The 24,640-nt window shown below is 61.1% G+C and carries 17 protein-coding genes; 10 read left to right on the top strand and 7 right to left on the bottom strand.

The features are described 5' to 3' along the window. Positions 1-51 precede the first annotated feature (51 nt). The 4 genes from XANALMUS060_RS10590 to XANALMUS060_RS18595 all read left to right on the top strand — a co-directional run bounded on the left by XANALMUS060_RS10590 (position 52) and on the right by XANALMUS060_RS18595 (position 7,538). Entirely contained in the window at positions 52-1,836 is a 1,785-nt protein-coding gene (locus XANALMUS060_RS10590) for an autotransporter assembly complex family protein (protein WP_045738390.1), read from the top strand. Between the two features lie 14 nt (positions 1,837-1,850). Beyond that, entirely contained in the window at positions 1,851-5,678 is a 3,828-nt protein-coding gene (locus XANALMUS060_RS10585) for a translocation/assembly module TamB domain-containing protein (protein WP_045738389.1), read from the top strand. Positions 5,679-5,981: 303 nt separating this feature from the next. Further along, positions 5,982-6,368 (top strand): hypothetical protein, encoded by a 387-nt coding sequence (locus XANALMUS060_RS19825; protein ID WP_152640469.1) that lies wholly within the window; start codon positions 5,982-5,984, stop codon positions 6,366-6,368. A 207-nt stretch (positions 6,369-6,575) separates the two neighbouring features. Further along, on the top strand, positions 6,576-7,538 hold the full coding sequence (locus XANALMUS060_RS18595; RefSeq protein WP_082065057.1) for an RHS repeat-associated core domain-containing protein: 963 nt from the start codon (positions 6,576-6,578) through the stop codon (positions 7,536-7,538). A gap of 903 nt (positions 7,539-8,441) precedes the next feature. On the opposite strand, the gene XANALMUS060_RS10575 is transcribed toward XANALMUS060_RS18595, so the two are convergent. Continuing rightward, positions 8,442-9,929 (bottom strand): NADP-dependent isocitrate dehydrogenase, encoded by a 1,488-nt coding sequence (locus XANALMUS060_RS10575; protein ID WP_045738366.1) that lies wholly within the window; start codon positions 9,927-9,929, stop codon positions 8,442-8,444. A 103-nt stretch (positions 9,930-10,032) separates the two neighbouring features. On the opposite strand from XANALMUS060_RS10575, the gene XANALMUS060_RS10570 reads away from it, so the two are divergent. Then, on the top strand, positions 10,033-10,332 hold the full coding sequence (locus XANALMUS060_RS10570) for a winged helix-turn-helix domain-containing protein (RefSeq protein WP_045738365.1): 300 nt from the start codon (positions 10,033-10,035) through the stop codon (positions 10,330-10,332). A 305-nt stretch (positions 10,333-10,637) separates the two neighbouring features. Here the strand turns inward: XANALMUS060_RS10570 and XANALMUS060_RS21255 are convergent, their stop codons facing one another. The 4 genes from XANALMUS060_RS21255 to XANALMUS060_RS10550 form a co-directional block, all read right to left on the bottom strand. Further along, positions 10,638-11,234: a hypothetical protein gene (locus XANALMUS060_RS21255; protein ID WP_235430446.1), complete on the bottom strand. Its 597-nt coding sequence runs from the start codon at positions 11,232-11,234 to the stop codon at positions 10,638-10,640. Further along, on the bottom strand, positions 11,234-12,175 hold the full coding sequence (locus XANALMUS060_RS21990; protein WP_235430445.1) for a hypothetical protein: 942 nt from the start codon (positions 12,173-12,175) through the stop codon (positions 11,234-11,236). The genes XANALMUS060_RS21255 and XANALMUS060_RS21990 overlap by 1 nt, the downstream gene beginning before the upstream one ends. A 101-nt stretch (positions 12,176-12,276) precedes the next feature. After that, positions 12,277-12,618, bottom strand: coding sequence for a hypothetical protein (locus XANALMUS060_RS19820; protein ID WP_152640468.1), 342 nt, complete (start codon positions 12,616-12,618; stop codon positions 12,277-12,279). A 322-nt stretch (positions 12,619-12,940) separates the two neighbouring features. Further along, complete coding sequence (locus XANALMUS060_RS10550; RefSeq protein ID WP_045738362.1) at positions 12,941-13,981, bottom strand: patatin-like phospholipase family protein; 1,041 nt, start codon at positions 13,979-13,981, stop codon at positions 12,941-12,943. 303 nt (positions 13,982-14,284) lie between these two features. On the opposite strand from XANALMUS060_RS10550, the gene XANALMUS060_RS10545 reads away from it, so the two are divergent. Next, positions 14,285-15,577, top strand: coding sequence for an amidohydrolase (locus tag XANALMUS060_RS10545; protein WP_235430444.1), 1,293 nt, complete (start codon positions 14,285-14,287; stop codon positions 15,575-15,577). Positions 15,578-15,628: 51 nt separating this feature from the next. On the opposite strand, the gene XANALMUS060_RS10540 is transcribed toward XANALMUS060_RS10545, so the two are convergent. Together XANALMUS060_RS10540 and XANALMUS060_RS10535 are read right to left on the bottom strand one after the other, a co-directional pair. Further along, positions 15,629-16,636: a TIGR00266 family protein gene (locus XANALMUS060_RS10540; protein ID WP_045738360.1), complete on the bottom strand. Its 1,008-nt coding sequence runs from the start codon at positions 16,634-16,636 to the stop codon at positions 15,629-15,631. A gap of 54 nt (positions 16,637-16,690) precedes the next feature. Then, positions 16,691-17,644, bottom strand: coding sequence for a TerC family protein (locus tag XANALMUS060_RS10535; RefSeq protein ID WP_045738359.1), 954 nt, complete (start codon positions 17,642-17,644; stop codon positions 16,691-16,693). Between the two features lie 257 nt (positions 17,645-17,901). Here XANALMUS060_RS10535 and XANALMUS060_RS10530 point away from each other — a divergent pair, with 257 nt between their 5' ends. From XANALMUS060_RS10530 to XANALMUS060_RS10515, 4 genes are all read left to right on the top strand, one after another. Then, positions 17,902-19,083 (top strand): class I SAM-dependent rRNA methyltransferase, encoded by a 1,182-nt coding sequence (locus XANALMUS060_RS10530; protein WP_045738358.1) that lies wholly within the window; start codon positions 17,902-17,904, stop codon positions 19,081-19,083. Between the two features lie 579 nt (positions 19,084-19,662). After that, positions 19,663-22,818, top strand: coding sequence for a TonB-dependent receptor (locus XANALMUS060_RS10525; protein ID WP_045738357.1), 3,156 nt, complete (start codon positions 19,663-19,665; stop codon positions 22,816-22,818). 37 nt (positions 22,819-22,855) lie between these two features. Beyond that, the gene (locus tag XANALMUS060_RS10520) at positions 22,856-23,605 is read left to right on the top strand and encodes a SapC family protein (RefSeq protein WP_045738356.1); all 750 of its coding nucleotides are present in this window, start codon (positions 22,856-22,858) and stop codon (positions 23,603-23,605) included. Further along, positions 23,602-24,636, top strand: a complete 1,035-nt coding sequence (locus tag XANALMUS060_RS10515) for a cupin-like domain-containing protein (RefSeq protein WP_045738355.1) — start codon at positions 23,602-23,604, stop codon at positions 24,634-24,636. The genes XANALMUS060_RS10520 and XANALMUS060_RS10515 overlap by 4 nt, the downstream gene beginning before the upstream one ends. Positions 24,637-24,640: the final 4 nt, after the last annotated feature.

Here is a 24,640-nt window from a genome sequence, read left to right as displayed (position 1 = left end):
CACCGCTTCCTGGTTCACCGCTTCACCCAATGTGTCGGTATTCTGGCGCCCATGCGCGCCTTTTTCCGACTCGCCCTGCTTGTGTCCTTGCTCCTGCTGGCCGGCTTCGCCCAGGCCAACGGCACCATCGAGAACGTGCAGATCCAGGGCCTGGAGAAGCGCGCAGACGCGGCGATGATCCAGAACATCCAGGTGTCGCTCTCGCTGTACGAGACGATCGGCAAGGTCCAGGGCGAGTCGCGCCTGGAGTACCTGCTGAGCCAGGCCCAGCGGCAAACCCGCCAGGCATTGGAACCGTTCGGCTACTTCACTCCGACCATCCGCGTCGATGCCCCGCGTCAAGGCGACAAGCTGACCGTGGTGATCCACGTAGACAAGGGCGAGCCGGTGCGGGTGCGTCACTTCGACGTCGCCATCACCGGCCCGGGCGAGGACGATCACTACCTGGGCGAAGACCTGAAGAACTTTCGCCCGCAGTCGCACGATATCTTCGTCAGCAATGACTACGAAACCAGCAAGGTCGCCATCAGCCGGCGCCTGGCCGAGCGCGGCTACTTCGATGCGGACTTCACTCAACGCAAGGTCGAGATCACCCGTGCCGACCACGCCGCCGACATCGATTTGCGCTGGGACAGCGGCCGTCGCTACAACATGGGGCCGGTCCGCTTTCATCAGGACTACTTCAACCCGCACCTGCTCGACCAACTGGTGTACTGGAAAGAAGGCAGCTACTACCACGAAGGCAAGCTTGATCGCCTACGCGAGTCGCTGCTGAAGCTCGATTATTTCAGCGCCATCGACATCCAATCCAAACCGGAACAGGCCAACGCCAACGCCGACGTACCGGTGGATGTCAAGCTCACCCTCGCCAAACGCAGCATCTACACCAGTGGCCTGAGCTATGGGAGCGAGAGCGGTGCCGGCGTGCGCCTGGGTGTGGACCGCCGTTATGTCAACGCACGCGGGCACAAGCTCAGCGCGCAATTGGATTACGCGCAAAAGCGCAAAAGCTTCATCACCAGCTACCGGATTCCCGCATTTCGCTGGCTCGACGGGTGGTACACCGCGTCGTTTCGTGCCTACGACGAACAGACCGACTATATCGACCTGCGCAACATCAAGTTGACCGGCAGCCGCAGCGGCCAGATCAACGCGCACTGGATCGCCATCGCCTCGCTCAATGCGCTGCGCGAACGCTGGCGCTACGCCACCGACAAGGTATTCGATGGCGCGCTATACGAGACCGCGACTCTGCTCTACCCGCAGATCGAAGCCAACTACGTGGGCGTGGACGACAAGGTATTCCCGCGCAGAGGCTTCAGCGGCAACGTCAGCCTGCGTGGCGGCACCAAAGCGTTGGGCTCCAACGCCAGCTTCGCCCAAGCGCAAATACGGCTGAACTGGTTCCATGGGTTCGGCGAGAACGATCGGCTGATCCTGCGCGGCGAAGCAGGCAGCACCTGGACCGATGCGCTGATGGCAATGCCACCGAGCCTGCGTTTCTTCGCTGGCGGCGACAACAGCATCCGCGGCTATGCGTTCCGCGAAGTCGGCCCGCGCACGCCGCCGCAACCGGATCGCTTCGCACTCGGCGCCAAATACATCCTCACCGGCAGTGCCGAGTACGAGCACTACTTCAATGGCGGGCCATGGGGTGGAGCGGTGTTCGTGGACAGCGGCAGTGCCTTCGACACGACACCCGACTGGCACACCGGCGTGGGCGTGGGCCTGCGCTGGCGTTCGCCGATCGGTCCGGTGCGCGTGGATATCGCCCACGGCTTGAACAGGCCCGACTCTCAGTTACAGCTCTATCTCAACATCGGAGCCAACCTGTGAGCGCGTCAGCCGGTCTGTCCACGCCCACAACGCTGCCGCCACGTCGGCCGCGCTTCTACAGGCGCAAGCGCTTCTGGTGGGGATCGGCACTGAGTATTGCCGGCCTGGGCCTGCTGGTGGTGATCGCTTTGTACTGGCTGCTGCAAACCGTGGCCGGGCGCGACGTGCTGCTGGCGCAGTTGGTAGCGCGGCTACCGACCGGCTCGACCCTCACCTGGGAACGCGCCGACGGACCGCTGGCCGGACCGTTGACCCTGTACAACCTGGATTTTCGCTACGACAAGATTCACTTCACCGCAGAGCGTGCGTTTCTGGATCCGGATATCCGTCCGTTGTTGGGACGCAAGCTGCAATTGAATGCGCTGCAACTGCGCAACGCCACGCTCAACCTGGCCAAGAGCGACACCCCCTTCGAACTGCCGCGCTGGCCGCAGTCGCTGCCGCAGATCGACATGCCGCTGGCATTGCAAGCCGACCGCATCGCCATCGATGGTCTGCGCATCACCCAGGCCCAACAACCGCTGATCGCGATCCAGCGGCTGCGTGGCGCGGTGGAAGTGGCCAACGGCGAATTGCGCGCCACTCAGTTGGTCATGAACAGCGACCGTGGCGATTTCCGTGTCGACGGCCACTACCTGCCCGCGCAGGACTACCAGACCGACCTCACCGCCAGTGCGGTGCTGCCGGCCGCGCGCGGGCGCACGCCAGCGCGCCTGGGACTGGTCGCGCGCGGCGACCTGGACAAGATGGAGATCGCCATCGCCGGCAACGCACCGGCACCGCTGCGCGCCACCCTGGTATTCACCGATCGTCGCGATCCCACCTGGACATTCGCCGCGCACAGCGCGTCCCTGGACCCCTCCTTGTTCTTGCCACCGGACACCAATGCCGGTGCCGCTGGCGTGCCGTTGGCGTTGGATCTACGGGCCGCGGGCAAAGGCGGCGACGCCACGCTGCAAGGCGAGGTATCGCGCGATGGAAACAAGGTGGTGCTGGATCCATCCCGGTTGCGCCTGGACAACCAGGTCCTCACCGTCGCATTGCTGCAACTGCACGCCTTCGACGGACAGATGCGGCTGCGCGGCAACGCGGATCTGCGCGATCCGGCCAATGCGCGCCTGTCCTTTTCGATCAACGCCAGCGGCATGCGTTTTACCCCAGCACCGGATCCATCCACCCCGCATGCTCCGGCGATCCCGATCACCCTGGTCGACGCCCACCTGGGCCTGGCGGGCAGCGTGCGCCAATGGGCCACCTACGGCGAAGCCACCGTCGCCCGCGGGAAAGAAAGCGCCACACTGCACCTGGATGTACGCGGGGACGATCACCAAGCGCAGTTGGCGCAAGTGCGAGCGCGCATGTCCAGCGGCACGCTCGACCTCGGCGGCCACATCGCCTGGGCGCCAGACCTGCACTGGGATGTGCATGGCACGCTGGCGGGATTCGATCCGGGCTATTTCGCACCCGGCTGGGACGGCACGCTGTCCGGCACATTCGCCTCGCAGGGCAAGCAATTGCCGAGCCACGCCGATGGCAGCGCTGCCGGCTACCAAGCCACACTGACGGTGCCGCGCTTGAGCGGGCGTCTGCGCAGCCGCCCGCTCGACGCCAAGGCCACGCTGGCGTTGCAGGGCAAACAGGGCGAAGGCACCTTGCAATTGCACTTGGGCGATAGCCAAGTGCAGGCGCAGGGCAAGATCGGCGACCAACTCGACCTCGACGCGCAACTGCAACCCTTGCAACTGGCCGACCTGCTGCCCGGCGCGGCCGGCAGCCTGCGCGGGCGCGTACAACTGAAAGGCCGTCCCGAAGCGCCCGACCTCACCGCCGACCTCAACGGCAGCGGCCTGAAGTGGGACGGCAACAGCGCCGACAACATCAGCCTGCACGGACACCTGCCGTGGCGCGGCAGCGGCGGCGCATTGGCCTTGCGTGGCAGTGCGATCAACGCCGGCATCCTGCTGCAGACACTGCGCGTGGATGCGCGTGGCGCGGTGGAGAACCTGCAACTGGATGCGGACATCCACAATGCCATGGGCGCACTGGCCTTGGCCGGACAAATCCGCCACGACGGCGCGCGCTGGCAGGGCACGTTGAACACGCTACGCATCGCGCCATCCAAGGGTGAGCCGTGGCAGTTGCAGCAAGCCGCCGACGTTGCCGTGGCCGGCAGCACCTTCACGTTGTCGCGTAGTTGCCTGGCGCCGAACAGTGGCGGTGGCACGTTGTGCGTCTGGGCCGACTGGCCCAAGCAGGGGCTGACGCTGCAAGGCGACGCGCTGCCACTGGCATTGGTGCAACCGTGGCTACCGCCCAACAGCGGTCGGCAGATATACCTGCGTGGCGATCTCTCCATCGACGGCAATATCAAACCTGCGGGTAACGCCTGGGAAGGCGCACTGCGCCTGGCCTCGCGCACTGGCGGCCTGCGCCTGGGCGACAAAGCGCATGACGAGTTACTGCGCTACGACCAATTTAGTTTCGTCACCGATTTAACCGCACAGCACATCCATTCCAAACTCGGCATCGGCTTCCAGGGCGACGGCTTCATCGATGCCACCGTCGACACCGGATGGGACGCCTCCGCGCCGCTGACCGGCGAGATTTACATGAACATCGCACGGCTGTACTGGATGGAATTGTTCTCGCCCGATCTGGTCCAACCCAAGGGACTGGTCGCAGGCCATGTCAGCCTGCGCGGCACCCGCGCGCAACCGGCGATGGGCGGCCAGGCCACACTCAGCAATTTCACCGGCGAACTGCCCGCATTGGGCCTGACCCTGAGCGAAGGCCAGGGCCGCTTCGACGCACAGCCGGACGGCTCGGCGCGCATCGTCGCCTCGGTAAAATCCGGCCAGGGCACGCTCAACGTCGACGGTGGATTATCCTGGTACGGCGACAGCACCCCGTTGCAATTGAACATCCACGGCAACAACGTGCTGGCCTCCAACACCGCCGAGTTGCGTGCGGTGATCAATCCCGACCTGCAGTTCGGCATCGCCAACAACACCATGTCGTTGAGCGGCCAGGTCACCGTGCCCTCGGCCGATATCAATCTGGAACGCCTGGATCGCGGCACCTCGCTGTCCGAGGACGTCGTGGTGCTGGATCCGGTCGATCCGCAAGCAACAGCGAGTTCGCCGCTGGAAATGGACTTGCGGGTGACCCTCGGCGATCAGGTCAAGATGGCCGGCTTCGGCCTCAAGGGCGCACTGACCGGCGCCATGCAAGTGCGCTCGCGCCCGGGCCGCGAGATGACCGCCACCGGCGGCCTGGATGTCAGCGGCAAGTACAAGGCCTACGGCCAGGACCTGACGATCACACGCGGCCAATTGGCCTGGAGCAACAACATCGTGTCCGACCCGCGCATCAATATTCGCGCCGAACGCCAAGTGGCCGACGTCACCGCCGGGATCGACGTGACCGGCCGCGCCACCGCGCCGCGTGCGCAAGTGTGGTCGGACCCATCGATGTCGCAATCCGAAGCGATGTCTTATTTGGTGCTGGGCCGCAGCCTCGGTAACACCAGCAGCGACGAAGCCAACCAAGTGACCGCCGCCGCAAGTGCGTTGTCGGCCGGCAGCGGCCTGCTCGCCTCGCAGCTCGGCGGCAGACTCGGCTTCGACGATGCGGGTGTCAGCCAGTCGCGTGCGCTCGGTGGTTCGGTGGTCGGATTCGGCAAATATCTCTCACCGAAACTTTATGTGAGTTATGGCGTCTCGTTAATCGGCAGCGGCTCGGTACTGACACTGAAATATTTGCTGGGCCACGGCTTCGATGCAGAAGTGGAATCGACCACGGTGGAGAACCGTGGCTCGTTGAATTGGCGGAAGGAGCGGTAGCTCTGCGCTTACGAATACATCGAATGATAGATAGGCAACGGCGTGTCTAGATAAAACTGAATCGCTCAGAATCTCCCTCAAGGCTACGAGCGGCCTGCCGCGAAGAAGCTTGGAGAGGGTGAGCCTGGGGATCACAGTGGGAAATCTATAATATTCAAGTGTTCTACTCCGGAGTGCAAATGAAATCTATAATATTCAAGTGTTCTACTCCGGAGTGCAAATGAAATATTCCATTATTTTTTCCTGCGGAATCTCTCTGTTGATTACAGCATATTTTTTACTATGACAGGTTGCTCTCCTGACATGGTCACTCAGAGTGAGAGCAAGTGGGAAAGTGCTGAGAGGATTGATTTATTTTTTAAAGAATTTGATCAAACTTCTCTTTTTACATTTTCAGAAAATGACATTGAGAGAAATGACAATTTTAAAGTTTTATTGAGCAGCAAGAATGAGATTATTGAACTTATTAAGAACCTTTCCAAAGCATGTGATGTAGCTAGCGATATGAAAGAAGAGCAAATGGATCTATACTTATTGATAAAGGGCCATGGTCCAAATAAGCAAGAGATGACTTGGAAATCTTCTCCATTTCATTTCTACGACTCGAATATAGGCAAGATTTGTGTGCTAAAATCAAAAGATAGAGAGAGAATTTCTCAATTGATACATAAATTTTCAGTCTCTCATTAGAGATTAGAGTCTATAATTTGAACTGTGTAACTGCCGTTTGAGAAGCTACTGGCCCCGGCCTATGAGAGGAGCAAGCAAGTTGAAACTGGATAAGGCTACACGGGATGAACTGACGTCAGGCCACCAACAAAATGAGGTAGAGTGATTTACACGAGAGAGCCACTTTCTGCAGCGCGTATCTAAGGCTCAAACTCGCAAGGACGAGTGATGTCAAAATTTCACGGAATTCGCGCGGCAATCCGCTTGATGGGTGTAGCCGCAGTTTCATTGCTCGTCGTGTTTGCCGCCTCGGCGCAGACGGTCCGCTACATCCACACGGATGGGCTGGGGTCTGTCGTGTTGGTGACGGACAAGGATCATAACGTTGTTGAGCGTAGCGAGTATGAGCCGTATGGCAGTCTGCTGAATCGTCCAGTAACGGATGGCCCCGGTTACACGGGTCATGTGATGGATGCTGCGACTGGACTGACGTATATGCAGCAACGGTATTACGATCCGATACTAGGTAGATTCTTAAGTGTTGATGCAGTGACAGCGTATGGGGGTGATCTGAGACACTTCAATCTCTATGACTATGTTTTCAACAATCCATACAAATTTAATGATCGAGATGGACGAGATGGGGAATTGTTCTGGGCGGCGTCTGACCAAGTTACTGTGACTTTCAAATACATTATGAGCGGAGTGAGTCCTTCGTTTACTCCTACTCAATTGGAAGACCAAGTCGCTAAAAACTACTCCGGGACCGTAACGGTTAATGGTGTTAACGTCACCGTCAAGGCTCAGGCTGTTCAGGTCACCACTCCTGGAAAAAGCATTAATACGATTAATGTTGTTAAAGACACAGCTGGCGTTACGAAAAGCGGGCGTTCAGAAACTAATGCGATTGGTGGCAATAAAATTACGTTGGGAGCTACCGGCGTTGATGCTGCAAACCAATTGACCGCGTCTCATGAAATTGGACATGGACTTGGGGCTGGCGATCAATACAAAGGTGGCATTGATATCAATGGAAAATCTTTGCCAGCAGATGTTCCAGGGAGAGCTAATATAATGAAAGATTTGACAGGTTCTAACGCAAACTCGCAAACCCTCGGCGAAATCATCAAGGCACCAACGAACGTCAATACATGCGCGAAGGGTATTTCTGCGGCTTCTGGAGGTTGTTGATGAGATTTCTATCTTTCCTTCTTATTGGCGTCTGCTTACTCTTTTTGAGTGGTTGCAGGTTGGTGGATTTTTCCCAAGCTCCGGCTTCACCTCCGCGGCGATGCGAAATTAAACAAGCCGTCTGGTGCATACAGGAAGGATCGACGGAGATTGTCGATCGAATTGCTGAAGATTCTGTCCATGACCGTGTTTGGACGCTTAGCGATTGGTCCAATCCCGAATCGAAACTTGTCGTGTTGGAATCGAATGGATGTAGGGTGGGTTACTCCGATGCATTCGATTTTTTGAGTTATGAGAATGGCTTCACTTGGAAGGGCCGTTCATGGGGCCGTATGCGAGTGAGGCTTAAAAAGAATGGAACATGCGACCTCGAAGTGCTGATGCCACCTTACGATGGCGATCCAATGGAATGGGCGTTCTCCACTGGTTTGATACTGTTAAAATCATGTCCTAATAAAAATTGTATCGGTCAGAACCTTGCGGAGTTCAAACCAAAGTTCGAAGCACAGTTCCACAAGAAGCCATAGAACGTCACCTAGAAAGCTGCCTGCCAAATGGCAGACTTATCCCCCTAAGAACACCGCACAGCCATGCAGATGCGGTGTAAGGCGTGCATGAATGACGCGTTTTCAATGCAACAATATCGTTTGCTTGTGATATTCAAGCATTCACATCACTCATCCGGTCATCTATCCCAGCATAACAGGGTGTATGAGTCTGATTATCAGTGGCGTCGAAGCTTGCTCGGCTGAGATATAGCTTCTCCACCCGACGTGGACAACATAGCAGTCTAGGCCTTTTTTCCAAACATGCGCCCATCACGGCGTCCTTGCCGTAATCCGTCGACACCGCCACCGAACGGCCAGCGTCGATCGAAGCGGATGCAAGCGCTGGGCGATGCGCTTACTCGCCTTGCGCCTGCGAGTAACCCCTGACGCCGTCGAATGCGTAGAGGTTCTCGGTCTTGACAGTTTCAAAGCCGGCCTCGGACAGACGCAGCAGCAACGAACACAGATGAGCAGGCTTCAGCGTGGTTCCGTCCGCGGCCAGGAACCGGCAGCGCCAATGATCAGTGCGCGTGGTCTGTTGCAAGCCGCTCGGGTACACCTTCACCCCACGATTGGTGATCAGAGCCAGTCGAAGCTCCGGACCGGCCAGTGCCTGCAATTGGTTGCCCAGCGTGTCGGCATCGCGTCCTGGATGATCCCAATGCACGAAGACATCCATGCCTTCCAGGGTTTTGGCGACCTTCGCACGTGCCGATTCAATGACCGGAGCAGCGGCTGACGCTGTGGGCTGCTCTGGGTAATCGACGGATGGGATTTGCTGTGGCTTTTGGCCAAGACGCGCGATGACCGCGTCGGCAAATTCCTGCGTGCCGACTTGCCGTTGACTGTGCGAACCGAAAATGTCGGCGGTGTGCAGCCCCTCTTCGAGCGTGCGCAACCAAGCATTGTGGATCGCGGTGGCCGCCGCCGGACGTTGCAGATGGACCAGCATCATCACTGCGCTGAGCAGCAGCCCGGATGGGTTGGCAAGATCGCGCCCGGCAATATCCGGCGCCGAACCGTGGACTGCTTCGAACATCGCGCACTGGCGGCCGATATTGGACGAAGGAGCCAAGCCAATGGATCCCGCCACCTCAGCCGCGACATCCGACAGAATATCGCCGTAGAGGTTTGGCGTGACCACCACGTCGAAACGGCGCGGATCCACCGCCATCTTCGCCGTTCCGATATCGATGATCATGTGGTCATTGGCGATCTCTGGATATTCCTTCGCGATCTCATCGAACACGCGATGGAACAGGCCGTCGGTCAACTTCATGATGTTGTCTTTGGTCATGCAGGTGACCTTGCGGCGACCATGCGCGCGCGCATACTCGAAGGCATAGCGCACGATCCGCTCGCAGCCCGGGCGGGACACCAGCTTCAGGCACTGCACGACTTCGTCGGTCTGCTGGTGTTCAATACCGGCGTAGGTGTCTTCCTCGTTCTCGCGCACGATGACAACGTCCATGCCCGGATGATGCGTGGCGACGAAAGGATGGTAGGCCACGCAGGGGCGCAGGTTCGCGTACAGACCGAAGGTCTTTCGCAGCGAGACATTCACGCTCTTGTAGCCGCCGCCCTGAGGCGTGGTGATCGGCCCCTTGAGCAGCACGCCGTGCTCGGTGACCGCGTCGATGACGCTGCGATCAAACCCTGCCGCATGCCCTGCCCGGTACGCCTCAAGCCCGACGGTGAGTGGCGTGAACGACAGCCCTGGGTCTGCTGCCGTCAGGATCTTCAGCACCGCACGGGTGATTTCCGGGCCGATGCCGTCTCCTTCGGCCACGGCAATGGTCCGGGCGGGCAGGCGAACGGCGGCTGGATTGAGCAGTGCTGACATACGATCTCCTATACACGACATGTGTGTCGTGCATTATAGATCGCGTTACATGGTTCGCGTCAATAGGCTAGGCTTTGATCATAGTGTACCCGGGACGAACGGTATGGACTCCAGCGGCTGGACCTTCTTCAGCAACCACAGCCATGTGCTCTTTTGTCTAGCTGCAGACCCGCAGCAGACATTGCGGGAAGTCGCGACCAAGGTCGGCATTACCGAGCGGGCCGTCCAGCGCATCGTGGCTGAACTCGAAGCGGCCGGGGTACTGCAGCGCCAGCGCGACGGACGCCAAAACACCTACCGCATCGTGCGCGGGGTGCCGCTCAGGCACCCGTTGGAAGCGCATTGCCGTATCGGCGATCTGATCGACGTGGTGGTGGAGCGACGTCCGCCCGATGCTGAGTAGCGCCCCACGCACTGCCCGCATCGCAACGGCATGGTGGAACGGGTGATGCGTCCACTTGAGGAACAGTGCGTCACCGGCATCGCTTCGAAAGTCAGGTGTATGTCCTGCGCGTGATCGGCGATTGGATTGCCCTCCACAACCGCCAACGCTCACCCGACAGCCACTGGCGACGTTTTGTTAGCCACTGTCAGGATGCAAATCCTGGATACGGCCTGTGTCACTCCATTCACCGCATGCGCTGTGCAGGAACCGGTGGGTGTTGTCTGGCTAGAGAAGTGAATCTGTCCGCATCCGCACATCAATCCTCATTGCACGGGTCGCGGCTTGGCCTGCCGATACTGGTGCTTGTCCCCCGTGCGCTGCCCATTGGCATCGATATCGGCGCATATACGGCCACCGCAAATGACCGCATCGGATGCGGAATAGGCTTGGAGGATAGGGATCGCGTTTTCGTAGCGCTGGAGTTCTTCCCTGGCAGCCGAAAGTTCGCGGCGGTAATAACCTAATACAGCCCAACCGACGAGAAGAACGAGCAGCAGGATCACACCTGCGGCAACAAACCAAAGCCACACGGTCTTGTTGGCTTTTTGCAACTGCGCAGAGGTGGCCGATACGGCGAGGTCATATCGCGCCGCAACCGGCGCAATCGCGTCCTTGGCTTGCTTGGTAATCTGAGAGCTGGCTCCAACCACAATGCTATCCACACGGCGATGTAACTGCGCCAGATCGCCATGCAATGCTTGCATTTGTTGATCGAAGTTGGCCTGCATCCTTGCCTCACGTTGCTCGAACTTGGCTATCAACGCCGATTGCAGCTTGAGCGTGCTTTGAAGCGATGCCAGTAGGCTGGGGAGTTCTTGCTCGCTGGACATGTGCGTTCCAATGACGATGCGATGGGCCATCACATTTTCATGATGGGACCTTGAATCTGCCTAGCCATTTCTTGCTGCTGAAGTTCTTCTGGTTGCTGTGCCGCAACCAGATCACGTCCCAATTGCGCGTGGGCCTGGACGTGAGGTGACTGTTCGATTTGTCCGCAGACACGCGAAATCTCCGCATCATCGTCAGCGAACAACGCGGCAGCCAGTCGATCAAGATCGTGGTCGCCCGTAGCGAAAGCTTGCCTTTCGTGTTGTCCCTCTCGCTGTGGATGATCGAGGCTGCTATGCAAGGAACCCGATTGCGATTTTTTCTTGTCGTTTGGATCAAGCGGGACGGTCGGCTCGCCGGATTGCGGAGGCTTGATCTTGCGGTCGTCAGCGTCGTACCACTGCTTACCGTCGAACCAATAGCCACTGCGGCTGGAAGCGAGCCCAACGTCTTGATACAAGTTCTCGCCAAAATCAGGCGCATCTACTTTTTTACCGTCTTTACCTAGCGGCAGTGACGGGGTGACATCGGCAGCCTTCAATAGCGTGCTGGCGACACCGTTGCTATTGTTGTACAGCGGTGAATATTCAAGCTTTGCATCGTTGATCTGCTTTCCTGCAGCAAGCGCCGAATGCAGCTTCCGCTCAAGCTCCTGATCGGTTCCTTGCCACACGACCAGGTGTTCGTGCTTTTCTCCATGGAGCGGCCAATCTGGCGCGACTTCTCGTTGCACAACGACGTTTCCTTGCGCATCTCGAAACAAGGCGGGGTCGTCGGGCTTGGCTTGATCGACCGGTATTGGGCGAATGGAGCCATCGGGTTGCCTCTGGTACACGGCGTCGTATGGCGGAACATAGGGCGCGGCATCAACGCGGATGTTGCCAAATTTGTTGGAGCCGAGCAGCGTACTTTCTACGAGATTGGTGAGATCGTTACCTTCTGTGCGTGCATCCGGACCACCGCGCACGACCATCTGGCTACCATCGGATCGTTGGAAGATGAGATATGCGTGCCGTCGGTCAGCGGCAACCGGACTTGTCCCCACGATAATTTTCGCTTCATCTCCTGGCATGGCTAGCCCCCAATTTCTCTAGGGGTGCGCGCCACCTCAACGTCGGTGACCAATGCGCCATCTTTGGAATTGAGTGTGACAAACCAATGGATCGGCGTGGCTGGAGCCGTGATGCGCTGGTCCGGTGGTGGAGATGCGGGTGTCGAGCGCAAGCACAGAACCGAGGATTGGAATTTTCCCGACGCTGGCTCAGCAGGCTTACAAGAGAAGCCTCGCGCGCCAAGGGCTAGCATGGCATCAGCAAGCGTCATTTCGGGAACGATCCAGTGTCCGATCTGGGTCTTGGCTTCTTTCGTGGATTGCTGATCTCGAAATGGTTCGGTCGATGTGTCCGCATTGCTCATGGCAGTGCATCCTGTCGCAGCTGAGATGGAGACTAAAAAAAGCAGGCTGGCGCGGAAAAGGCGCGGAACAGCTCCACGCCAAGCATCCCTCTGACGAGCAGTGTCGCATGCCCGATGATGACGAGTCATTGCCATGGGGGCTTCCTAATTACACTGTCTTGAAATGCAGTCTAGCCTAATCATTGAACCGGCCCCTTTCCAATTTCCACAGTACCGGTACAGGGCCATCATAGAAGGCAGGTGCGAACCAATAGACGGGTGTCCATGGTGCAGCGCGATCCGATCAAGCACATTGGCCGCCCCGACTGCGGCCCGACGCAGCTCAGTCCTGAGGCTTGCAAGGCGTATCGCTCCCAAACAGGCGACCCAGGCGCGAGCGCGGCGGGCACGGCGGCGTGGGCACCGTTTGCGCGGCCTTCGCCGCAGTGGCTGCCGCCTCAGCCGCAGCGGCGCGTTGTTGCTGCAATTGCGCCAGCATGGCCTTGATCTGCGGCATCGCCGCCAACGCGGCTTTCTCACCTTCCAAAATCGCGGCGTTGCGCTGCGCGAAATCGGTCGCGCCGATCTCGTTGACCTTGGGCCGGATCACGATGTCCGCACGCGCCAGTTCCTGCTGGCCCAGGCGCTGGCCCATGATCGCAATCGATTGGTTGACGATGCCGAGCATGCCGCTCGGATTCTTGCCGCTGGCTTTGCTGGAGATATCCACGGCAATCACCACGTCGGCACCGAGCTGGCGCGCGGCATCCACCGGCACCGGGCTGACCACGCCGCCATCGACATAGTGGTACTTGCCGATAGCGACCGGCTCGAACACGCCAGGAAAGCTACTGGAGGCACGCACCGCCTGGCCGGCATTGCCGCGCACGAACACCGTGCGCTCGCCATCTTCCAGGCGCGTGGCCACCACTGCGAATGGTCGTGCAAGTTTCTCGATTGGGGTGTTCTTGAGTTGCGTATTGATGTAATCCTGCAGCGCCTGGCCCTGCACCAGTCCGCCGGAGAACAGGTGCATATCGCGGATACTGCTTTTTTCCAGCGCCTCTGCCGCCTGTTGTAGCTCAAACGCGTCCATGCCACTGGCGTACAGCGCGCCAACCACGCTGCCGGCACTGGTGCCGGAGACCACCGCAGGTTCCAAGCCGTTGGCCTGCAGCATTTTGATGACGCCGATATGGGCGAATCCCTTGGCTGCGCCACCGCCGAGCGCAATCCCAATCCGCAACGGTTTGGTTGTCTGTGCCTGTGCAAGATCGCGGACCACCGGCGCTGGCGCGGCGGGCTTGGGCTCGCCACCGCAGGCACCGAGCAGACAGACCAGCGACAGAGACAGCAGAAAGCGCAAGCGACGAAAGGTGGTCATGGCGGGGGGGCGCACTGAGGTGTCATGTGGATGAGCGGCGCAGCATACACGCCGTCACCTTGCCCGCCGGTAAGCCACTGGGTGGGCCGACGACGACAGCGGCGATGGATGCCATGGCAGATCGTCCAATGGGTCGAACTGCGCGTTGCCGCACACGCTGCGCGCTATGAAGTTCGTTGTTCGCTTGGACCCAGATTGGTATCGTGCCGCCATGCCTTCGATACAACAGACAGCGTGTGGTGATACCGCGTCGCGATCCGTGGATCGCCAGCCATGACGCGCACGCGATTGCGGTCCCTGTCGATGTTCCTGCTGTGCGCCGCGTTTCCTGGTCACGCGCTGGATGCCGTGGCGGTGAAGCAGCAGGTGGACGGCGTGCTCGAGCAGCATTATCCGCAGCTTGAGGCGCTGTACAAAAGCGTGCACCAGCATCCCGAGCTCGGCTTCGAGGAAACCACGACCGCGCAACGGCTTGCCAAGCAGATGCGCGCGCTAGGCTTTCAAGTCAACGAGGGCATCGGCAAGACCGGATTGGTGGCGATCTATCGCAACGGTCCCGGACCGACGGTCATGGTGCGCACCGAACTGGATGCGCTGCCGATGCGCGAAACCACCCGCCTGGCATACGCCAGCACCGTGCATTTGCAGTCCAAGGATCGGGACACCTACGTGGCGCACAGTTGCGGCCACGACATCCACATGGCGATCTGGGTCGGCACGGCCACGGCATTGCTGCAACTGCGCACGCAGTGGCACGGCACGCTGATGTTCATCGCACAGCCGGCGGAGGAGAAGGGTCGCGGCGCGCAGGCGATGCTCGACGACGGCCTTTTCACCCGGTTCGGCAAACCGGACTATGGCTTCGCGCTGCATGTCGGCCCGAGTCCGTATGGTCACGTCTACTACAAACCCGGCGCGGTGACTTCCAACTCCGACTCGCTCGAGGTGGTGTTCGAAGGCAAGGGCGGGCACGCGGCGATGCCAGCGGCGACGATCGACCCGATTCTCATCGCCGCACGCTTCGTGGTCGACGTGCAGAGCGTCATCAGCCGCGAAAAAGATCCGGCCGCATTCGGCGTGATCAGCATCGGTACCTTCAACGCGGGCACTACCGGCAACATCATCCCCGACCGCGCGCAACTACGCGGCACCATTCGCAGTGACGATCCGCAGGTCCGCGACAAGTTGCTCGACGGCGTGCGCCGCACCGCGCTGGCCAGCGCCCAGATGGCCGGCGCACCCGTGCCACAGATCGTGTTGGGTGCGCACGGTTCCAAGGCGGTGATCAACGATGCGACGCTGGCCGAGCGCACCGGCGCGGTGTTCGCGCAGGCGTTCGGACGCGATGCCGAGCGCCAGACCGAACCGAGCGCGGCCAGCGAAGATTACTCGGCCTTCATCGCCGCCGGCGTGCCGTCGTTTTACTTCGGGATCGGTGGGCTCGACCCACAGTGGCTGCAACAGGCCAAGCAAAAAGGCGAAGGCATTCCGGTCAACCATTCTCCGGATTTCGCGCCGGTCCCACAGCCGAGCATCCGCACCGGCGTGGAAGCGATGACGCTGGCGGTCATCAACGCGATGCCGCCAGCGCCCTGAGCGGCGCGGCAGTTGGCGCGCAGCCGGGGCGCCGCGCGCGGTGGCACCACTTCAGAAGTTATTGTCGCCATCCAGGATGCGGCCGAAGTTGCCCAGCACCGAGCCTTCGTCGCGGCTCTGCCTGCCGCCCTGCGGCGCGGCGGCGAACATGCGTGCGGCCAAGCGCGAGAACGGTAGCGATTGCAGCCAGACCTTGCCGGGACCGGTCAGCGTGGCGAGGAACATGCCTTCGCCGCCGAAGAGCATGCTCTTGATCCCGCTGACCGCACGCACGTCCATGTCCACCGTGGCATGGAAAGCGACCACGCAGCCGGTATCCACTTCCACGCGCTCGCCAGCGGCCAATTCGCGTTCGACCACGCAACCACCGGCATGCACGAACACCCAACCATCGCCCTCCAGCTTCTGCATGACGAAGCCTTCGCCGCCGAACAGGCCGGTCATGATCTTGCGTTGAAAGTGGATCCCCAGCGACACCCCGCGTGCACCAGCCAGGAAGCTGTCCTTTTGGCAGATCAAGCAACCGCCGTGCTGATCCAGCTTCATCGCCAATACCGTGCCGGGATACGGCGCGGCGAAGGCGACCTTGGCCTTGCCCTGACCCTGGTGGGTGAACACGGTGGTGAACAGGGTCGCGCCCGTCACCAGGCGTTTGCCCGCCGAGAGCAATTTGCCCATCAGCCCGCCTTGGTTGGCGGAGCCATCGCCGAACACGGTATCCATCTGCACGGCGGTGTCCTTGAACATCAGCGCGCCGGCTTCGGCCACCGCGCTTTCGCCGGGGTCCAGTTCGATCTCCACGAACTGCATCTCGTGGCCGACGATGCGGTAGTCGATGGCATCGGATCCGCCGCCAGGCAGCGGTGGCAACTCCGGCGGCATGCCGCTGGTGCCGCTGTCGCGCAGGGCGTCGATCCGCTCCACCGGCTGCCAATTGCTCTGGCCCTGGCACCAGGCCAGGGCATTGGGATGATTGCGCGCGAACGCGATGGCGGCGGCGGTGTCGAACGGCCCGGAGCGAGCCTGTTCGCTGCCGGTCAAAAAGTACCACTGAGGCATGTCTGCAAGTCCTTGGCGGAAGTCGGCACCCAGTCTAGCCTGCGGCTGACAGACTCAATGCGCCAACTTGGGCGGACGCAGCAGACTCAGCACCACGGTGGCACTCATCACCCCCACTACCGCGCTCAACGACACCCATACCGGAATCTTGTACAGGTCGATGATCAACATCTTGATGCCGATGAATACCAGCACGATCGCCAAACCATAAGGCAGCAAGTGGAAGCGCTCGGCCATGCCGGCCAGCAGGAAGAACATCGCGCGCAGGCCCAACACCGCGAACACGTTGGAGGTCAGCACGATGAACGGGTCGGTGGTGATCGCGAAGATCGCCGGGATGCTGTCCACCGCGAAGATCACATCGGTGATGGCGATCAGGATCAGCACCGCGAACAACGGGGTGAACCAGCGCTTGCCTTCCTGGGTCAGGCTCAGCGCGTTACCGTGGTACTGCGTGGTCAGACGCAGGTGTTTGCGCATGAAGCGCAGCACCGGGTTGGCTTCTAGGTCTGGTTGCTTGCCCGCCGAATACCACATCTTGATGCCGGTCAACAGCAAGAACGCACCGAACACGTACAGCAACCAGTGGAACTTGCTCAGCAACACCGCGCCGGCGAAGATCATCGCCGCGCGCAGCACGATCGCGCCGAGCACGCCGATGACCAGCACGCGCTGGCGCTGCTCCTCGGGCACCGCGAAGTAGCCCATGAGCATCAGGAACACGAAGATGTTGTCGACCGCCAGCGATTTTTCGACCAGGTAGCCGGTCAAAAATTCCAGCGCGTAGCGATTACCGGTGGTCGTGTCGATGGCCTCGCGCAGGTACCACCACAGTCCGGCATTGAACGCCAGCGCCAGGGCGATCCAGCCCAGGCTCCACCACAGCGCTTCCTTGAACGTGACCTTGTGCGGCCCGCCGTGGCGCATCAGCACCAGGTCCACCAGCAGCGCCACGACCACCACGATCGTGAAACCACTCCACAACCACACGTTGCCTATCGTTTGCATTGGGAATTTTCCGTCAGTGAACAGGGAAACTCGGGGCCGTGATGGCGTCAGCGTTCCGGACGGAGACGACGATGTCGTCCAGGGAATGCCTTCGCCACAGCGGCGAAGGTCTCGCTCGCAGCCGGCGATCCGGCTGCCGTTGCACCGGAGCCCGCAGGCTCGAATTGACGGCGACAACGTTGGGAGCGACTCCCCTTCTGCCTGCATTCTTGCCGCGGCCAGCAACGACGTCAATCCGCGCGGCTACAATATCGTTCATGAATACGTCTCTGCCTATTGTCCGCCTCAAGAACGCTTGGCGTTCCAGTCATCCGTGGATCTTCCAGAAACTGGTCGAAAAACCCGCCGCCAAACCCAAGCCGGGGGCGCTGGTGGACGTGGTCGGGGTGGACGGTATGTGGATCGGTCGCGGTTTCTACAATGGACATTCGCGCATCGCCGTGCGCATTCTCGAGACCGATCCGGACATCGCCATCGACGAACACTGGTTCGCGCGCAAGATCGCCGGCGCGGTGGCGCTGCGCCGCGAGGTACTCAAGCTCGACGCGGTCAGCGACGCCTGGCGAGTGGTGCACGCCGAGGGCGACGGTTTGTCCGGGCTGGTGGTGGACCGCTATGGCGATCTGCTCGTGGTGGAGTTCTTCAGCGCCGGCATGTTCCGCCACCGCGAGTGGATCTATGCCGCGTTGCGCGCGCAGTTTCCTGGCGCGCGGTTTTACAGTTTCGCCGAGGAACATGTGCAGAAGCAGGAGAGCTTCGATTACCGCCCGGTCTCCAGCAGCGGCGAGCGCCCCGAGCCGGCGATCATCAGCGAGTACGGCGTGCGCTTCCGTGCCGATCCGGCGGGCGCGCACAAGACCGGCTTCTTTGCCGACCAGCGCGAGAACCGCCAATGGCTGAGCCAGCAGGTGCAAGGCAAGCGCGTGCTCGATCTGTGCTGCAACACTGGCGGTTTCGCGGTGTACGCGCAGGTGCGCGGCGCGGCCGAGGTGGTCGGCGTGGACATCGACCAGGATGTGATCGAAATCGCCAAGGGCAATGCGCGGCTCAACGAGGTGCGTCCCAAATTCGTGCAGGCCGACATCTTCCCGTACCTGCGCGACGCCGCCGCACGCGGCGACCAATACGACGTGGTGATCCTGGACCCGGCCAAGATGACCCGCGACCGCGACCAGGTGATCCCGGCGCTGAAGAAATATCTGGACATGAACAAGCTGGCTCTGGGTGTGGTCGCCCCGGGCGGGTTGTTTGCCACATTCTCTTGCACCGGGCTGGTCGCCGAGCACGAGTTCCTGGACATGCTGCGCCGCGCCGCGTATTTCTCCGGGCGTACCATACAGATCCTGAAGGTCGCCGGCGCTGGCGCCGACCATCCGTTCATGGCACACGTGCAGGAATCGCGCTACCTCAAGGCAGTGTTCTGCCGGGTGCTGGACTGATCCAATGGGTCGGTCTGATCGGTGAGCGGTGACACCACGTGTGTCGCTCACCGCAGAAGATGGCTGGCATTTCCAGCCAGAGCAGCGCGCGCCGATGCGCGCCGAATCGACACCCCGCGTCATACCGGCGGCAGCAATCCGGGCCGAGGGAGTCGCGCATTCGATTGCCAGGACGCACACATGGAATCACCGTGCCCAACACCTGATAACGCTTACAACGTGGCTTGTATCACAGCTATCGGATGTCGTTGCGTGCTTTGTTGCGGCGCAGTGTGACAAGCATTGAGATGAAAGATTAAAAGTTTGGCGCATCCTTTGATAGCGCTATCACTTTCGGCTGTGTGCCGAGCGGTACGTTGTGATCGACAGGAGCGGACGGCTCGCGTGGCGTTCGTGTTGCAAGCGTGCGCCTGATGCGCACGCTGCGCTTCGGGGGAAGGCGCCATCCAGCAATGGACAGTAAGGGGATGCACACGCAGGCATGTCGGGCAATGCGCGTCGCGTACCAGTGACAGCCGCGATACGGGCCATCGCCGCACTTGGCCTTGCTCGTTCGACTCCAGCACCGAGGACATTCAAATGCGTCAGCCGTTGAAGAAGTTCCGCTCCAGCGCCATGTTCACCTTCATCGGCGGTGTGCTGGTGATCAATCCGGCATTCGCGCAGCAGGCCGCGCAAACACCGGCCGCGGACACCACCCCGCCCGCCAATGCCACCACGCTCGACACGGTCAGCGTCACCGGCATGCGCAACAGTCTGAATCAGTCGATGGGGATCAAGCGCGACAACATCGGCGTGGTCGATGCGATCAGCGCCGAAGACATCGGCAAGTTTCCCGATACCAACCTGGCCGAATCGTTGCAGCGCATCACCGGCATCTCGATCGAACGCCGCGATGGCGAAGGTGCCCAGGTCACTGCGCGTGGTTTCGGGCCACAGTTCAATACCGTGACCCTCAACGGACGTCAGATTCCCGGTGCCGATGCGTTCGGCGCGCCCGGCGCAGCACCGATCGGTGGTGTGGATGGCGGCACCCGCGCGTTCAACTTCGCCCAACTGGCTTCCGAAGCGATCAGCGGCCTGGAGGTCTACAAGACCAGCCGCGCCAACGCACCGAGCGGCGGTATCGGCGCCACCATCAATATCCTCACCGACCGGCCATTCAATCATCAGGGCACCGTCGCCAGCGCCGGCGTCAAGGCGGCCTACGACACCTCGCAGCCGTTCACCCACGAGCTCACCCCGGAGTTGTCCGGCATCTTCAGCTACACCAACCCGGACAAGACCTGGGGAATCGGCCTGAGCGGTAGTTACCAGAAGCGACGCGGCGGCTCGGTGCAGTCGACCGAGAACGCCTGGAACATCCAGCGCTGGACTGGCAACGAACCGGCGCTGCGGCCGGGCGCGAACGTACAGAACGCCCCGCAGATCGGCCAGCTCTACGGCATGCCCAACGACGTGCGCTATGCCTTCGCCGATTTCGAGCGCGAACGCCTCAACGGCCAGGCCGTGCTGCAGTTCGCACCGACCGATAGCCTGACCCTGACCCTGGACTACACCTACTCGACCAACAAGATCACCGAGAACCGCGGCGAACAGGGCATGTGGCTGCAGCGTGCCAACAGCTTCACCGATTTGACCTTCGACACCGGGCAGGCGGTGGCCACCCCGGTGTATCTGCGCGATGTGCCCGACGGTGCAAAGGACTTCGGCATGGAGCAAGAGCGCAGCATGCAGAAATACAAACTGGGCTCGCTCGGCTTCAACGCCGATTGGCAGGCCGCCGACCGCCTGCGCTTGACCTTCGATGCGCACGACTCCAAAAGCCAGAGCCTGCCCAACGACCCACTCACCGGCGGCAGCGCCACCTACTTCAGCTTCGCCGGCACCAACAACTGCAGCAACGGCCCGCAATGCGGTGGGCAATGGGCGCAGGAACTGCGCTTCAACAACGGCCTGCCGATCGGGACCCGCACGTGGTATCCGAGCGCGGCCGATTCGCTGGCCGGCACCAACGGGGTGGTCAACCAGCCGTTCACGCCCGCCGAACTGGGCTCGCAAGTGCTGCGTATCTATTACCAGAGCCAAGTGACCGAGGTGAAGGAAGGACGCGTCGATGGTCAGTGGGATTTCGACAACGGCCGTTTCCAGTTCGGCGTGGACGACGCCAAGACCACCACGCATCGGCGCATCAGCGACAGTTACGCCGGCTTGGGCGACTGGAGCGTGTCCAATGCCGGCAACGAACCCGGCATGGTGGCGCTGTTGCAGCCGGTGAGCATCACTGGCCTGTTCAACGATTTCAATACCGCCGGCATTGCCTCCAGCGCCTGGCGCGGCAACGCCGACCAATTGGCGCAGTGGGGCGCCAATGCCTACGGCGTGGGCACGCGCTACAACAACAATTTCAGCACCGACAACCAAGTCGCCGAGAAAACCCGTGCCGCGTACATGCAAGTGGAATTGGACGGCCATCTCGGCAACATGAGCACCAATACCCGCGTCGGCGTGCGTTACGAAAAAACCGATGTCGTCGCCACAGCCATGGTCGCCACGCCGGTGGCGCTGGAGTGGCAATCCAACAACGATTTCCAGTTGCTGCGCTCCAGCGACGTGCAACCCTTCAGCGAAAAGCACAGCTACAGCTACGTGCTGCCGAATCTGGACTTCAGCATCAACTTCACCGATGCGCTGAAGGGTCGCGCTTCGTTCGGCCAAAGCATCGCGCGCGCGCCATACAACAACCTGGTGCCTGGGCCGACGCCTGGCACTCCGAGCGGCTCGGTCCTCATCAATCCCTCCACGCGTGCCGCCGGCAGCGCGCAAAACCCCAGCCTGGACCCGTTGAAATCCAACAACGTGGACTTGGCCCTGGAGTGGTATTTCGCCGATACCAGCTATGTCTCGATGACGTTCTGGGACAAGCGCGTGTCCAACTTCATCGGCACCAGCGTCAACCGCGAAAACTTGTACGGGCTGCGCGATCCCACCTCCGGCCCGGACGCGCAGACTGCGCTGGCGTTCCTGCGCAGCGGTGCCTGTGCCGCGCAGGTCGCCGCCGCCGGTGGCGACGCCACTTCGGCGTGTTCGGCCAATGACACCTCGCTCTTCTCCACCGTGGCGTTGTTGCGCAATGCGGCGAAAACCGGCGGATTAGCCGCCTACAACGGCAGTTCCGCGCAAAGCCTGGCGCTGGAGAACGCCTACGACCTGGTCGGCCAGGCCAACGATCCATTGTACGAATTCGATGTCTCGCGCCCGGTCAACCAGAACAAGGCGCATATCCACGGTTGGGAACTGGGCGGGCAGTACTTCTTCGGCGATACCGGCTTCGGCGTCTATGCCAACTACACCATCGTCAAGGGCGATGTCGGCTTCAACAATACCGTGCTGGACCGCGACCAATTCGCATTGCTCGGCCTCAGCAACACCGCCAATGCCATGCTGATGTACGAAAAACACGGCTGGACCGCGCGCCTGGCCTGGAACTGGCGCGACAAGTACCTGATCGCCGCCAACCAGGACGGCTCCAACCGCAACCCGTATTACGTCGAACCGTACAAGCAACTGGACCTGAGCGTGAGTTACGCGATCACCGACAAGCTGTCGATCGGCTTCGAAGGAATCAACCTCACCAGCGAGGATGTCCGCTGGCATGGGCGTTCGCAAAAGCAGATCATCAAGCTCATCGACCAAAGCCCGCGCTACACGGTGGGTGTTCGTTATACCTTTTGAGCGACACCGGCAGGGTTAACGCCAAGCTAGAACATCGATGGCCCGATTCGAACTGCTCAACAATGTGACCCATCAGGACCTGCGCGTGATCCTGCGCTTTGGCGCCGCGTTCGGCGACGCCATCGGCATGGTGCAGGCATTTCCGACCGAGTTCGCCGACCTGCAACGCGAATATCCAATTTTCCTGCGTAAAAATGCCAGCGGCAGTGGTTTCCACGCGGTAGCGCTGCTGGGCTTCGAAGCGCAGGAAAATCTGTTCCTGCAAGACGAGCGCTGGAACGCGGCGTACCTGCCAGGGGCCATCGCCAAGGGTCCGTTCCTGATCGGCTTTCAAGAGCGGCGCGAAGACGGCATCGCGCGACGCGAACCGGTGATCCATGTCGATCTGGAACACCCGCGCATCAGCCGCAGCGAAGGCGAGTCGATCTTTCTGCCGCAGGGCGGACACAGTGCCTACCTGGAGCACATCGTCACTGTGCTGCGTGGCATCCACGATGGCGTGGAAGGCAGCGATGCGATGTTCGCCGCCTTCGATGCACTGGGCCTGATCCAGCCGCTACGCATCGACGTACAACTGGATAGCGCACACGCGGTGAATCTGGCCGGCTTGTACGGCATCGACCGCGAACGCCTGGCCGCGCTGGATGCCGCCGCATTGCACGGCCTGCATCGCGCCGGCTATCTGGAAGGCGCCTACCTGATCCTGGCATCGCTGCAGGCCATGCGCTGGCTGATGGCCGAGAAACAGCGTCGCTTGCAGCAAGGCAGCGCCATGGCCGCAGGATGAGCGCGTTGCCGCAGCGCATGCTGACACCGATTGCCGAACGTACCGATTGCCGCGCCGACGCACTGCCGCTACAGGCGTTGTGCGATGCCGGCGAACCCGTGGTGCTGCGCGGTCTGACGCGCGACTGGAGCTTAGTCCAGGCAGGTCTGCACGGGGCGCAGGCGGCGATGGCGTTGCTGCGCGCGCATGCCACCCCGCAGGTGCTGGCGTACTCCTATGGCGGTCCAGAAATTTGTGGCCGACCGTTCTACAACGCTGACTTCACCGCGTTGAACTTCCAGGTCAGGCACGAGGACCTGCATGGATTGCTGGAGGCCATCGCCACGCATCTGGACGCGGCGCAGCCACCGGCCTATTACCTGGCCTCACTGCCGATGGACGCGCACTTGCCGGGGTTGTGCGCCAGCAACGCGGTGGACTTCGCCGCGCATGGCATCGCCGCGCAACCGAACATCTGGATCGGCAACCGGATCACTGCCAGTTGCCACTACGACGTGCCGCACAATCTGGCCTGCTGCGCTGTTGGACGGCGCCATTTCACGGTGTTTCCCCCGGAGCAGATCGAGAACCTGTACCCGGGGCCGCTGGAACTCAATCCCGGTGGTCAGGCGATCAGCGTGGTCGACTTCGCCGCGCCGGATTTCGTTCGTTACCCGCGTTTTCGCGAGGCATTGACCCATGGCCGCAGTGCAGTGCTGGAACCTGGCGATGCGCTGTTCCTGCCAGCACTGTGGTGGCACCATGTGCAAGCATTGGCGTCGTTCAACGTGCTCGTGAACTATTGGTGGAGCCAAGCACCGACGCAGTTGCCGGCACCGATGCCGGCGCTGCAGCATGCGCTATGGGCGCTGCGCGACCGGCCACCGACGGAGAAGGCGGCCTGGCGTGCGTTGTTCGATTACTACGTGTTCGGCGCGGCCGAGCGGGCCGGTGCGCATCTGCCGGCGCAGGCACGGCAGGTCCTTGGGCCGATCGACGAGGTGCAGGCGCGGCAATTGCGCGCCATGTTGCTGTCCCGGCTCAACCGCTGACATC

Source organism: Xanthomonas sp. MUS 060, assembly GCF_000963215.1.
Lineage (GTDB): Bacteria > Pseudomonadota > Gammaproteobacteria > Xanthomonadales > Xanthomonadaceae > Xanthomonas_A.
The sequence above is the reverse complement of the archived record's forward strand: the minus strand, read 5'-3'. Positions and strand labels throughout refer to the sequence as shown.